Origin of the sequence: Peribacillus sp. NPDC058075, from assembly GCF_042885195.1 — a bacterium.
Classification (GTDB): Bacteria; Bacillota; Bacilli; order Bacillales; family DSM-1321; genus Peribacillus.
Map to the genome: position 1 here is coordinate 2,992,707 of NZ_JBHVSL010000001.1, position 13,642 is coordinate 3,006,348.

The following is a 13,642-nucleotide window of genomic DNA, read 5'->3' on the forward strand; positions in this document are numbered from 1 at the left end:
TCATTCCTCCTATCTCGCTTTGGTTGATTTAAAGTCAGTTTTCCACTCAATGAAGCTTTTAATGATCAAGGTTATGATTGCAAAAATGGACATCAGGGATGCAACGGCAAAAGCGGCCGAAAATTGATATTCATTGTATAAGATTTCAATATGAAGCGGCATCGTATTGGTCATGCCCCGTATATGGCCCGATACGACCGATACAGCTCCAAACTCCCCAATTATCCTTGCATTGCAAAGGATGACTCCATATAGAAGTCCCCATTTTATATTGGGGAGCGTCACATACCAGAATGTCTTAAACCCTCCTGCACCGAGCGTGAGTGAGGCCTCTTCTTCAGACGTCCCCTGGCTTTGCATGAGCGGGATCAATTCGCGCGCAATGAATGGAAAGGTAATGAAAATGGAGGCGATGACAATCCCTGGTATTGAAAAGATTACTTTAATGTCCAGAGATTGCAGCAGCGGACCAAGTGTTCCATGCAAGCCGAACAGAAGGACAAAAATCAACCCGGCAATGACGGGTGAAACGGAAAAAGGCAAATCTATCAATGTTATTAAGAAGTTTTTTCCCTTGAAATCATATTTTGTTATGGTCCATGCGGCAACCACTCCAAATATGGCATTGAGTGGCAAGGTGATAAGGACAACGATCAATGTTAACTTAATCGCAGCCACGGCATCAGGATGCACAATGGCCGCAAAATATGCTTCGGCACCTTTTTCAAAGGCTTTTACAAAGATCGCGATTAATGGGACAACTAAAAACAAAGTGAGAAATAGCAATACAATGGAAATAAGGATCCACTGAATGGATCTAGGCTCTTTAGTTGCGTTTCTCGTAATCATGACTGGGTGATTCGCATTTGCAACAACGGAATTATCATGTTCCATCATATCCCTCCTACTTCCCTGAATATCTTTTGCCGGTCCACCATTGTAAGATATTGATGGTGAATAAGATTATAAATGTAATAATGAGCATGACAGCGGCAACTGCTGTAGCACCTTCATAATCATACTGTTCAAGCTTTGTCATGATGATCAGCGGGGAAATCTCCGTTTTAAACGGCATATTTCCGGCAATGAAGACAACGGATCCATACTCTCCAAGTGCCCGCGCAAAAGAAAGTGCAAAACCTGTCAATATCGCTGGAATCAATTCCGGGAAGATAATTTTAATGAATGTCTGCATTCGATTCGCCCCTAAAGAGGCAGATGCTTCTTCCATCCCTTTTTCAATATTTTCAAGCACCGGTTGAACCATCCGCACCACGAATGGCAGACCGATAAATATAAGGGCGATGATGATCCCGGCGGGAGTGAAAGCGACTTTAAAGCTGAAAAATTGCCCGATCCATCCGTTCGGTGAATACAAGGTGGTCAACGTAATCCCTGCCACGGCCGTCGGGAGGGCAAATGGCAAATCAACCAGTCCATCGATGATCCGTTTGCCGGGAAACTCATAACGAGTAAGCACCCAGGCTATTAACACACCAAAAACTGCGTTCACAAAGGCCGCAGTTAACGCTGTCATGAAACTCAATTTATAAGAAGCGAGAACCCTTGGTTCAGTTATGGTCGCCCAAAAATCCTGGAACCCCATTGAAAATGTGTTTAGAAAAACCATCGATAACGGGATCAAAACGATGATGGAGAGATACAGCAGCGTAAAACCCATCGTCAATCCAAAACCGGGTATGGTCCTCTTTTTCTTCTGTTTACCTTCTGTCACTATATTCATCGCTTCGCCCCAGCCCTTTTTCTGATTTATGAAGGAGAAGATGGTAAAGCCATCTTCTCCTTCATGCTTATTGCGGTTGATAAATCTCGTCAAATGTACCACCATCATTAAAATGTGTTTCCTGGGCTTTTTTCCAGCCGCCAAACGTATCATCAACTGTCACCATATCGATATTGGCGAATTGGTCTTCATATTCAGCAAGAATCTTCTCATCCCTTGGACGATAGAAGTTTTTCGCGGCAATTTCCTGACCGGCATCCGTATAGAGGTATTCCAGGTAAGCTTCAGCCACTTCCTTTGTTCCTTTTTTCTCGACCACTTCATCGACAACAGCTACTGGCGGCTCTGCTAATATACTGATTGAAGGATTGACGATTTCATATTTGTCATCACCGAATTCTTGCAGTGTTAAATAGGCTTCATTCTCCCAAGCGATTAGTACGTCACCAATTCCCCTTTCCACAAAAGTGGTCGTTGCACCGCGGGCCCCTGAATCCAGGACTTCAACATTCTGATAAAGTTTTTTCATGAAATCCTTCACTTTTGTTTCGTCATTATCGAAATTTTTCTCCGCATAAGCCCAGGCAGCCAGGTAATTCCACCTTGCCCCTCCGCTTGTCTTTGGATTTGGGGTAATGACGGATACATCCTTTTTAATCAGATCATCCCAATCTTTAATGCCTTTAGGGTTATCTTTTTTCACCAAAAACACAATGGTCGAAGTGTATGGTGTCGAGTTCTCCGGTAAACGTTTTTGCCAATCCTTCGCTAACAAATTACTAGCTTCATAAATGGCATCAATATCATAAGCCAATGCCAATGTAACGACATCAGCCTCCAATCCATCAATAACTGCCCTGCCCTGTTTACCAGATCCGCCATGTGATTGCTGAATCGTTACATCCTGACCAGTTTCTTCTTTCCAGTGCTTCACGAACGCTTCATTGAATTCCTGGTACAATTCCCTTGTCGGATCATATGACACATTCAAAAGCTCGACTGACTTGGATGTCCCGTCGCCTTCCGTTTTTTCCGAGTTGCATCCCGCAAGTACACCGAATGCTAAAATCAAACTTATCAATAACATTACCTTTTTCATGAGCTTCCCCCTTTTTTTACAACAAAAAAGGCATGCTATTTCCCTTTCAATTATTCAGGAGATAGTATGCCTTCAGTTCTCTGATCAGCAAGTATTTTTATTTTTTGTATATCATTACCATAAAGCAAAGTTAACCCAGTTGTCAACTAGGTTTTTCTCGTCCTTTTATTTAAATTCATTCACGTTTTGCAAGTAAAAAAATTCCACCAAACGAAAAGGGCTCGATCCAACGGGGAGATCGAGCCCTTTTTAATACCTTTTTATGAATTTGATGCTTTTTGATACAGCTTATTGTCCACGATATACTGATAACACTGATCAGGCAGTAAATATCTTGGTTCCCCGCCCATCGCGAATTCATCCCTTATATATGTAGAACTGATTTCCATGGAAAGACCTTTATCAATAAGGTGAAATGTATTGCCATCATCATAATTCCTTAGCAATGGACTTTTGGATATGATTTTCAGCATATCAATCCCATCCCGTGCCATGACGATGAATTTATGATTCGCAATCAGCTTTTCCCTGAATTTCCATCGTAAGTGCACCGGCAAATTCTGATTATCAATATCTTCAAGTAAATCTGCACCCATTATGAAGTAAACTTCGTCCTTTGGAAATCGTGATTTAAAATATTCCATCGTATACCAAGTATATTGTTTACTCGTTCCGGCACGTTCATTAATTTCATAATCACTGACTTCGAATAACGGGTTGCCCCCTATTGCCAGCTTGAGCATTTCCCAACGGTGTTCATTGCTCGTTTTCATCTGTTTATCGATACGGCCATTTGAGCAAGGTAAAAAAATCACCTTGTCAAGCTTAGCACGATGAGCAATGGTGGATGCTGTCCATAAATGCACATTCGTGATTGGATCGAAGGAAGATCCATAAACTCCAATTTTGCCCATTCTTATATCCCCCTCTTCAGCCTTTCTTTTTCACCACGGCCCTGACCGGCCGGCTTCTAATGCAAGCGGCCATGCAGCCAATTCGTACAGCCAAGACTCCCGGACCAGCCCTTCGTGGGTATGAATCCCACAGCCTGACAGTTTATTGCGGACAGGCAATTCTTTGCTGCCGAGACAAATGACGGAAGGTAAATCTTGCCCAAGGAGCCTACCCTTTATTGGCAAGGAAAAGAGCTAAATCTGATTCAACCGGTGGAACCCATTCCAGAAATCGGCTGAGGTCCTTCCATTGACCTGTTGCCAGCTACAACCGCCTGATTCCTGCCAATATGACGTATTTTCATTAAGACGCTGGGAAATATCTAACCATTGATTCATGATATTCCCCCCCTTCAAAGCTTACAGTTTGGTCCTTAAAGTCCAAAGCTCAGGAAAAAATGGCCGTTCAACCACTTTCTTCAGATAACTTACACCGGACGATCCGCCAGTTCCCTTTTTATTACCGATGATCCGTTCTACAGTGCTCATATGATTGAATCTCCAGAATTGTTGTTGACTTCCAATATCAACGAGTTTTTCGGCCAGCTCATACAAATCCCAGTAGTTATGCACATCACGGTAAACAGTCAGCCATGCTTTTTCAACACTTGCATTTTCCTGATAAATTAAAGACCAATCCCGCTTCAGGACCGATTGATCAATGGGAAGCCCTCTTGCAGCCAAAGCCCCTATAGCCGCATCATAAATACTTGGTTTATTCAAGGCTGCCATCATCGACTCATAAAGCTCGGGCTGATGACGGAAAACGGCCAATATTTGCGAATTTTTTTGACCCATCGCAAATTCTATCAACCTGTTCTGAAATGATTGAAACCCTGAAGAGTTTCCTAGTTTCTCGCGGAATTCCATATAATCGGATGGAGTCAAGGTCGAAAGCACATTCCAAGATTGAACCAGTTGCTGTTGAATCCTGGCCACTCTGGATAGCATCTTAAAGGAAGGCTCCAATTGTCCAGCCTCTATATGATCAGTTGCCGCAGTCAATTCATGGATGATCAATTTCATCCACAATTCACTTGTTTGGTGAATGATGATGAATAGCATTTCATCGTGATGGCCGGAAAGTCGATGCTGACTTGATAAAATTTGATTTAAATGCAGATAGTCCCCATAGGACATATCTTTTTCAAAATCAGTTACCATCCTTTCTTCCAAGCGATGTTCATCTCTTGGGCCCTTATCCATACTATCCCTCTTTCCCTTTACTTTCTTTTGAATTTCGACATCAATAAATAAACGATGCAAAGAAAGATCAGCCAAGGAACCCCGAACTGGAACACGATTTTAAATGGGCCAGTGAACCAGGTAGATACAGTCAAAGCAAACAAAAGAAATGCTCCAAGAATTGTTAAATATGGAAATCCATACATTTTAACCGGTAATTTGCGGCCCCCTGATTTCTCCCATCTCTTCCTGAAATATAAATGGGAAATGAACACCATAAACCAGGTTAAAATGGCTCCGAACATCGATATCCCCATCATGAATGCATATGAAGTATCCGGAAGCAGGACCTTTACTCCTGCAGCAAGAAATATTCCTAAAGTGGATATGAGAAGGGCCCTTACCGGGACACCTTTCCTGCTCACTTTTTGAAATAAGGCTGGAGCCTGCTTTTGCTCGGATAACGAAAATATCATTCTGGTGGAGGCATATAATTGACTATTCATAGCGGATAAAGCAGCGGTTAAAATAATGAAATTCATGATCCCCGATGCCCCGGGAACATTCAGGATTTCCATTACCTTAACAAATGGGCTTTTATCAATACCGGCAGATTGCCAGGGAACAATCATTAACATGATCCCGATAGTCAATACATAAAAAGTGGCAAGCCTGAAGACAGTTGCCTTCAAAGCTTTAGGGACGGCTATATCCGGGTCCTTTGCTTCTCCCGCCGTCACCGCAATCAACTCAGTTCCTAAAAAGCTGAAGAGCGAAATGAATATGGCGACCCAAAGCCCCCAAAATCCGAAAGGCATGAATCCTCCATCATTGGCATAGTTCTCTACACCGATCCCGCTTGAAGGTCCGGCACCAATCACTACATAGGCACCCAGTAGAATGAATATGACAATGGCGCTTATCTTGATCATTGAAAATACATACTCAAAATTCCCGAATGTATTGACACTTGTCGCATTTACATAGATTAGCAGTGCAGCAAAAAGAAAAATCCAAACACTTCCAGGTACAGCAGGGAACCAATATTTCATATAAACAGCGATGGCACTCACTTCGACACCGATGGCAAGAACATTCGCTATCCAATATGAATACCTCACAACAAAACCCGCAAATGGACTTATATATTTTTCAGCAATGGTTCCAAAGGATCCCGATGTTGGATAGGCTACAGTCATTTCAGCCAAACAGCCCATCAGCAGAAGGACAATGAATGCACCTATTGCATAGCTGATAAGTACACTTGGACCTGCCGTTGAAATCGCAAGGCCGCTGCCTAAAAATAACCCGGTGCCAATTGCACATCCCATGGCTATCATTGTGATTTGATTCGATGATAATTCACGATGCAGTTTATTTTTCTCCATATGTTGCTCCCATTCTAGGCAATGATTCCCCTTTTATTTTCATAGTTCTCATATAATCTGCCGTCCATGATCCTCTTAAGCACCTGTACAGTTTCATAGACATCCTGAAAAGAGGTATAAAGAGCAACAGGTGCTAAACGAATCATATTCGGTTCACGATAATCGGGTATGATGGCCTCTTGTTTCAATGCTTTACATATTCTTGCAGCTTCTGGATGTTCAAGGATGATATGACCGCCCCTTTTCGCTTCATGCCTTGGGCTCCCAATCTCAAATCCATATCCCGTTAATTCCGAATGTATTAAATCCATAAGATATTGAGTCAGCTTCAAGGATTTCTTCCGGACTTGTTCTATCCCCGCTTCCGCAAACATTTCAAGCGAGCCTAAAAGCGGAGCCATGCTTAATATATCGGGAGTTCCAATTTGAAAGGCACCTGCGGAATTCGCCTGGGTAAAGGCATGTTCCATATCAAACTGCTTATCTTTCCGCGAGCCAAACCATCCAGCCAACCCGGGCAGCCTTGCAAAATGCCTACGGTTCACATATAACCCCGCTACACATCCTGGTCCGCCATTCAAATGCTTATAATTACACCAAAACGCGAAATCCACTTCCCAGTTGTCAAACAAATGCGGGATGGCACCCACGGAATGACAGGCATCGAATCCTATGATGATTCCACGCGCATGCGCTTCCTTTGTTAACCTCTCCATATCAAGGATCTGACCGCTTCGATATAAAACCGTCGGAAGTACAATCAGCGCTATTTCCTCGTTCATCTCGGCAATGATATCAGCTTCTTTAAGGAAGTTACCATCTCGGCTTTTCACCTGAACCAAGTGTGCCGAAGGGTCAAGCCCATGCAATCGGAGCTGGCTTTGAAGTGCATAGATATCACTCGGGAAGGTTAATTCATCCGCCAAAATCTTATTCCTGCCAGCTCTCGGTTCAAAAAAAGTGGCGGCAAGCTGATGCAGATTAGCTGTAGTCGATCCTCCCATTATCACTTCATCCTCTAAAGCACCTACCAGGGGGCACTCAATTCACCCAATCTCTCAGAAAAGTAAAACCAGGGCTCGGTGCCTTTCGTCCACCCATCGATTCCAAACCTTTTCCAATCTTCCAATGACTTCATTAAACTTTTCTCAGCCCGCTTCGATAAAAGTCCCAATGAGTTGCCATCCATATAAATCATCCCGGGGTTTAAGTAGAATTCCTCTCTGTAAGAAACTAATGGATCTTCCTGATCCAAAGATTTCGCATACTCTTTCGTTGACATGAAATTATGGATATCCATGTTCTCCCCGCTTTCTTCCAAGCCGCTATTTTTCACTTGTAAATCCCTACCCCTTCCCATGCCAACCTTATCATTCCGTCAGGATCTTTTTCAATATAATCCTTTTTATCAAAAATCATTGTGTAGTGATTTCTTTCATCATATTTCGGCCAGATTTCGCCTTCCGGGGGATTGGGGTTTCCATGTTTCGCAAAGTTGATCCAATGGCCCTGCATTCTATGGGAAACCTTTAGGGCAGCTGACCTTGAACCATATGAAGTAATCCGTTTCCCAAATGCCGAGTCGAAAGTCTGGAAGGCAAAAGGAATTTCCATACCATGTGTCGCCCCTAATTTACTTATGCGCATTGCCGCCGTTTTATAATCAAAACGGTACATCCATGTTTTATCAAAGCGGCTGTATGCCTCCGCATACCAAACCGAGGGAATATGGAAAGTCGCATCACGGCCAATGCCAAGTGCAGCTTCCTTTTCTGGGTAGTTTACATAAGCATTCGTAATTCGCTCTTTCGCCTCTGGGTCAGTGTTTTCGAACATTTTCTGAATCATCGTCGCATTAGTTGGAATTAATGGGGGATCCATCTGGTCGAATAACGTCGCTTCGTCCCTATTTGTTCCTATAAGCAAGGGTATTCCCTTCGCTTTTCCGGATCGAATCGAATCTAGTGGATAATCGGGCAGGAAGTCACCATCTACGACAGGTGCAAATGATAGTGAGCCCGGCATGGCCTGTGAATTTTCCTGCAAGAGTTGGTAGGAGGCCGCGACAATTTCTTGAACAGGAAGTGTCTTTAAGCGGTGGATATCACTCTTTCCAATACCCAATATTTCAAGAAACCTTTCACTGAATTGGCGCGCAAATCCTTTTCCGTAAACGGATGTCGGAGCGGGACTTTCCGCAATGGCCTGTTTGAAAAGACCTCTTGCTGAAGGAACAGTAAGTAAAGTCGTCACCGCATTGCCACCAGCTGATTCACCAAATATCGTAACATTATCAGGGTCGCCCCCAAACGCTTCTATATTTTCTTTTACCCATTTCAGAGACGCAACCTGATCACGTAAACCTAAATTGGTTTCAAATATTTCCCCATCACCTGCCAACTCGGAAAAATCCAGATATCCCAGTGCCCCCAGCCTATAGTTGATGCTTACTACAACTACATCTCCATTCTTAGCCAGTAATTGTCCATTGTACATATCAAGGGATCCAGCTCCCGTTACATATGCCCCTCCAGGAATCCACACCATGACCGGGCGTTTTTTATCATCGGCTCTAGGCGACCAAATATTCAGGAACAAGCAATCCTCATCCATTTTTTCATTTCCGGCCATTCCTGTCCTTACCGCCCGATCCATCGGCTGCGGGGGAATCGGACCATAGTCCACTGCATCCAGGACACCGCTCCACTTATCAACCGGCTCCGGTGAGAGGAAACGCAGACTCCCAATCGGCGCTTTCGCATACCTGACTCCACGCCAAACGCATATATCATTTTCCATAGTACCTTGAAGATGCCCTTTTACCGTCGTAACTATCGACCCAATCATTCCCTTTCACCTCTTCATATAGTAGTAGATACTTATGTTCTTCTTTTTCCAATCACTTATATCCTTCATCTTTATTGAAAAAAGATCTATAGACTCCGTTCTTCCAAATTAAAGTACCGCTATCGTATATAAAGTAAGGTTCCCTCATGAGTTTGAAGTTTTCATTAAATGACCAGTTAACAAAAAAAGACCCAATCAGGTCTTTTTTTTGTTGAACTTGGCAAAAAGCTTAGGCGAGCATGGCAAGGATACTCAATAAAGAGCTGCCCCGAACGGAAAGCTGTTGTGCAGCATATGTTAATTGCTGTTCATCGAGCTGTTCCAATAAAGGCTTTAATTCTAGCAATTCATTCTCCAGTCCTTTAAGGTCTGTAGAAAGCTTGTCCACCATCAAGAGCACTTGCTCGGAATCAACAGTGGTTTCCGACCAGAGTTGTAACCGTTCCTTGATTTCAGTCAAAGGCATATTCTGTTCTTTATACCGATTTATCATTTGAAGACGATTTAAAGCATCTTCTGTGTAATACCGATATCTTGACCCAGTTTTTTCATAGTTCAGCATTCCTAATTGTGTGTAATAGTCAATGGTTCTTCTCGAAACATTCGCAAGTTCAGCAAGCTGGCCAATCCGATATACATTCACCCAGATAGTCACCTTCTTTTAAAAATCTACTGTTAACGATACTATAACATAACTATCCAAAAAGGTGACTTCGAGGATGAAACTATTAGACTACTTTATCCGAATTGCCCTTCAACTGCTTCTTGGCAAAATACAGCGCCTCTTCCTTCGATTTAAAAAAGTGCTGTTTATCTATTTTATGATACAACCCAGTGCTGAGTAACAATTCCTTTGGTTGCTGCTGAATTCCGGAAATGATTAATTTCCCCTTATATTTTCCGATGCGATTAACAATCGCCAATAGTGCTGCCTCTGCTGAAGTGTCCATATATGTTACTCGGCGCATGCTTAATACCAACACTTTCGTCTTATTATCCAAGTTCTCCAATATCGATGACTCAAGGACGTCTATCGAACCAAAGAAGAGGGGACCTTCCAAGTTATACACATTGATTTTTGAGTCCGAATTATCAATTGGAACAATCTCGGTAATTTCATGACTTCTTTCCCTGACTTTTAACGTGTGGCTCATTTTTGCAATGAAGGTGATGAAGGCAATCAATAAACCGATTCCCACTCCCATAATCAAATCAGTGAAGACTGTGACGAGGAAGGTGACTAGCAAAACCGCAGAATCTGCCGTCTTCGTTTTCAATACATGAGCAAATTCCTTTCTTTCACTCATATTCCAGGCAACAAACATCAATATGGGCGCCATGCTAGCCAAAGGTATATGCGCTGCATATGGAGAAAGCACCAGCAAAACCAGTAAAACGACAATTCCGTGAATGACTCCGGACATCGGGGAGACTGCCCCGCTTTTTATATTGGTAGCAGTCCTGGCAATGGCACCTGTTGCAGGTATCCCGCCGAAGAATGGGGTTGCGATGTTCGCGATTCCTTGCCCAACCAATTCCTTATTACTATCATGCTTGGTTCCCCCCATGTTATCGGCCACGGTAGCGGATAACAACGACTCGACACCGCCTAACAAGGCAATCGTAAAAGCAACGGGAAGGAGTGTGATAATGACTTCCACTGATAGCTCCGGCACTTGGAATTCCGGAAAACCTTTCTGAATCGCTCCATACGTGGAACCAATCGTAGCCACCTTATCGGGAAATAAAAAGTAAGCTGCAATTGTGGAAATCAGCAGACCCAGAAGCGGTCCTGGCACTCGTGGCAAAAGTCTAGGTGCTAGCAATATGACGACAAAACATAAAATCGCAACAATCACACTATATAGATTGATCGTGTCTGCTTTATTCACAAGTTCCATCATGTTATCCATGAACGCTTCATGTTTTTCCACTTTCATACCAAAGAAGTTGGCAATTTGTCCTGAAAAGATTATTATCGCAATTCCCGTTGTAAATCCAATGATGACGGGACGGGGAATGAACTTCATCAAATTGCCTAACTTAAGCAGACCCATCAGGACTAACATAATCCCCGCTAAAAACCCGGCAATAAGCAGGCTTTCATACCCATATTGCATAACGATTCCAAATAATAAAGGAACGAACGCCCCGGTTGGCCCCCCAATTTGATACTTGGAGCCACCTAAAATCGATATGAGGATTCCTGCGATGATGGTCGTATATAACCCGTATATCGGTTCGACGCCTGAAGCAATTGCAAAAGCCAATCCTAAAGGGATGGCTACAACACCTACGACCAATCCTGCCGTTACGTCCTTTTGAAAACCCTTCATATTATATCCTTGAAATCTAGAATCTTTTATCATCTTTTTAAAACTCACATCCTTAGTCGTTTTTTAGTTTGGATCTACCATCATCAGGAAAAATGGCATTCTTTCATTTTAGAGGGAGTTGCTTGATCGAAATGAATCTAACTATTGTAGGTTTTTTCAACGGGACAAACCATGCGGGGGGACTTTTCAAAGCTAAGAAATAATCGTCATATGCAACCTCCTTATGTTAAGTTATTTCACATGAACTCAACCACGCTTCAACATTATACAGTAAAACGTAAAGCTGTACATTATTAGTAACATTAACATTTGTTTACAACTTCTTTCATATTTTTACATTTACATTACAATCCGGGACCATACTTCCAGTCTAGTTAATTTGAGGCCGGAGATTCAGACTACGAATCAGGAGGTTTGAACTTTGGACTAATTCCCCATATCAGAAAACTTGATTAATGCCCAATAGAAAAAGCATGTTTTGAGATAGATCGCTCAAAACATGCTCTATATACGTTTTCTTTCAGTTTACAGCTCTTCTCCTCTCGTCTCGATTATATGCTTATACCAATGAAAAGACAGCTTCTTTTTCCGGTTTAATTGATCATGATGATCCACGTAAATAAATCCGTATTGCTTCTTATACCCGTTTAACCAACTTAATAGATCAATAACAGACCATGCGTAATATCCTTTTAAATGGATGCCTTCTTTGATTGCCCGCTTAATCACTTTTAAGTGCTCCTCAATATATTTAATACGGGGAACATCCACTATTTCACCATCGATAATCGGATCCTCATCACCAAGTCCGTTTTCTGTAACATACATTTTAATATCACCATAACGGTCTTTTAACATATGCAGCCCATCTAAAAATCCTTGAGGTGAGATTTCCCAGCCCCATTTTGTATATGTTTTATCTTCCATTTTTACGGTCCGATAAAATCCATCAAAAGAAGGGTTTCCTGGTGCTAGAGTAGATGTTTCTCTTGAATGCTCCATGTTTGAAATCGCTTCCCGGTTTTTTTCCACGCGAATGGGCTGGTAATAATTGAGTCCAATAAAATCATTTTTCCCCGCATTTCTTTTTAGCGTATCCAGTTCTTCTTCAGTCCAACTTGGCGTCCAGCCTTTTTCCTTTAATTGCTCAACCACATAAGCTGGATATTCACCTTTTAAAATTGGGTCATAATACCAAAATGTTTCATATTCATTGGCATGCCGAGCAGCTAATACATTCTCATGTTTGTCATCGATACTATATGCCGGCAGGAATACATGGGTAATCCCAATTTCACCGTAATGATTCAGTCCCTTGTATACCTCTACCGCTTTGGCATGTGCATAAAAAACGTAATGTGTCGCTTGGAAGTATTTATTTTCATCGTTCTGGATTCCAGGCGGGTGCGCTCCTTTTAGATACCCCAAACCGCAAAACATAACCGTTTCATTAAACGTGATCCAATGTTTGACGCGATCTCCGAATGCGCGAAAACAAATCTCCGCATACTTGACGAAAGCTTCAGCTGTTCGCTTATTCGTCCATCCCCCATCTTGTTCAAGCGTTAAAGGCAAATCCCAATGATACAGCGTAACAAATGGAACAATCCCATATTTTAAGCATTCATTAATAACATTATTATAAAATTCCAAACCTTTTTCATTGATTTCTCCGTCCCCGGTTGGCAAAATACGCGCCCATGAAATGGAAAACCGATATGATTCAAGTCCCATCTCTGCCATTAATTTAATATCTTCCTTGTAACGATGATAATGGTCGATCGCTACATCCCCGTTTGTACCTTCATATGTTTTCCCCGGAATCTTTGAGAAGACATCCCAATTCGTTATACCTTTACCATCTTCATCCCATGCTCCTTCTATTTGAAAAGAGGCGGAAGCTGCTCCGAATAAAAAATCGTGTGGAAACTTCAATTATAACCCTCCATTTCATACCCTCTTATTAAATTTATAATAATATATTTTATTTATTGGCACAAATATTAATTTTTAATTCAAGTAAAACATAAGCCTTCATGATATTATTTACTATCATGGAATGATTAAATCCAGATTCAAGAACACATACA

The 13,642-nt window shown here is 42.1% G+C and carries 11 protein-coding genes and 1 pseudogene; all 12 read right to left on the reverse strand.

What is annotated here, in order from left to right; translation table 11 throughout:
* Nucleotides 1-9: 9 nt before the first annotated feature.
* A complete protein-coding gene (cysW, locus tag ACFVS1_RS14855) occupies nt 10-849 on the reverse strand; it encodes a sulfate ABC transporter permease subunit CysW (RefSeq protein ID WP_241590580.1) in 840 nt (279 codons plus the stop codon).
* A gap of 55 nt (nt 850-904) precedes the next feature.
* Nucleotides 905-1,744 carry a sulfate ABC transporter permease subunit CysT gene (gene cysT / locus ACFVS1_RS14860; RefSeq protein ID WP_387549378.1) on the reverse strand — a complete coding sequence of 280 codons (840 nt, stop codon included), beginning with the start codon at nt 1,742-1,744 and terminating at the stop codon, nt 905-907.
* A 67-nt stretch (nt 1,745-1,811) separates the two neighbouring features.
* Complete coding sequence (locus tag ACFVS1_RS14865) at nt 1,812-2,843, reverse strand: sulfate ABC transporter substrate-binding protein (RefSeq protein ID WP_352921818.1); 1,032 nt, start codon at nt 2,841-2,843, stop codon at nt 1,812-1,814.
* Nucleotides 2,844-3,103: 260 nt separating this feature from the next.
* Nucleotides 3,104-3,757 (reverse strand): nicotinate (nicotinamide) nucleotide adenylyltransferase, encoded by a 654-nt coding sequence (nadD, locus tag ACFVS1_RS14870; protein ID WP_387548418.1) that lies wholly within the window; start codon nt 3,755-3,757, stop codon nt 3,104-3,106.
* A gap of 234 nt (nt 3,758-3,991) precedes the next feature.
* Nucleotides 3,992-4,135: a hypothetical protein gene (locus ACFVS1_RS14875; RefSeq protein ID WP_387548421.1), complete on the reverse strand. Its 144-nt coding sequence runs from the start codon at nt 4,133-4,135 to the stop codon at nt 3,992-3,994.
* A gap of 21 nt (nt 4,136-4,156) precedes the next feature.
* Nucleotides 4,157-5,002, reverse strand: coding sequence for a tryptophan 2,3-dioxygenase (kynA, locus tag ACFVS1_RS14880; RefSeq protein WP_387548424.1), 846 nt, complete (start codon nt 5,000-5,002; stop codon nt 4,157-4,159).
* Between the two features lie 17 nt (nt 5,003-5,019).
* Complete coding sequence (locus ACFVS1_RS14885; RefSeq protein ID WP_387548427.1) at nt 5,020-6,369, reverse strand: amino acid permease; 1,350 nt, start codon at nt 6,367-6,369, stop codon at nt 5,020-5,022.
* A gap of 14 nt (nt 6,370-6,383) precedes the next feature.
* A pseudogene (gene kynU, locus ACFVS1_RS14890) lies at nt 6,384-7,669 on the reverse strand (kynureninase).
* A 32-nt stretch (nt 7,670-7,701) separates the two neighbouring features.
* Nucleotides 7,702-9,216, reverse strand: coding sequence for a carboxylesterase/lipase family protein (locus ACFVS1_RS14895; protein WP_387548429.1), 1,515 nt, complete (start codon nt 9,214-9,216; stop codon nt 7,702-7,704).
* 229 nt (nt 9,217-9,445) lie between these two features.
* Entirely contained in the window at nt 9,446-9,859 is a 414-nt protein-coding gene (locus ACFVS1_RS14900; protein ID WP_352921830.1) for a MerR family transcriptional regulator, read from the reverse strand.
* Between the two features lie 85 nt (nt 9,860-9,944).
* Complete coding sequence (locus ACFVS1_RS14905) at nt 9,945-11,585, reverse strand: SulP family inorganic anion transporter (protein WP_387548433.1); 1,641 nt, start codon at nt 11,583-11,585, stop codon at nt 9,945-9,947.
* Between the two features lie 492 nt (nt 11,586-12,077).
* On the reverse strand, nt 12,078-13,487 hold the full coding sequence (locus tag ACFVS1_RS14910) for a glycoside hydrolase family 1 protein (protein WP_387548436.1): 1,410 nt from the start codon (nt 13,485-13,487) through the stop codon (nt 12,078-12,080).
* Between the last annotated feature and the right edge of the window lie 155 nt (nt 13,488-13,642).

What these genes read in the sequence shown, in the direction of transcription:
- cysW (WP_241590580.1), bottom strand. Translation starts at nt 849, where the DNA reads ATGATTACGAGAAACGCAACTAAAGAGCCTAGATCCATTCAGTGGATC.
- cysT (WP_387549378.1), bottom strand. Translation starts at nt 1,744, where the DNA reads ATGAATATAGTGACAGAAGGTAAACAGAAGAAAAAGAGGACCATACCC.
- ACFVS1_RS14865 (WP_352921818.1), bottom strand. Translation starts at nt 2,843, where the DNA reads ATGAAAAAGGTAATGTTATTGATAAGTTTGATTTTAGCATTCGGTGTA.
- nadD (WP_387548418.1), bottom strand. Translation starts at nt 3,757, where the DNA reads ATGGGCAAAATTGGAGTTTATGGATCTTCCTTCGATCCAATCACGAAT.
- ACFVS1_RS14875 (WP_387548421.1), bottom strand. Translation starts at nt 4,135, where the DNA reads ATGAATCAATGGTTAGATATTTCCCAGCGTCTTAATGAAAATACGTCA.
- kynA (WP_387548424.1), bottom strand. Translation starts at nt 5,002, where the DNA reads ATGGATAAGGGCCCAAGAGATGAACATCGCTTGGAAGAAAGGATGGTA.
- ACFVS1_RS14885 (WP_387548427.1), bottom strand. Translation starts at nt 6,369, where the DNA reads ATGGAGAAAAATAAACTGCATCGTGAATTATCATCGAATCAAATCACA.
- ACFVS1_RS14895 (WP_387548429.1), bottom strand. Translation starts at nt 9,216, where the DNA reads ATGATTGGGTCGATAGTTACGACGGTAAAAGGGCATCTTCAAGGTACT.
- ACFVS1_RS14905 (WP_387548433.1), bottom strand. Translation starts at nt 11,585, where the DNA reads ATGATAAAAGATTCTAGATTTCAAGGATATAATATGAAGGGTTTTCAA.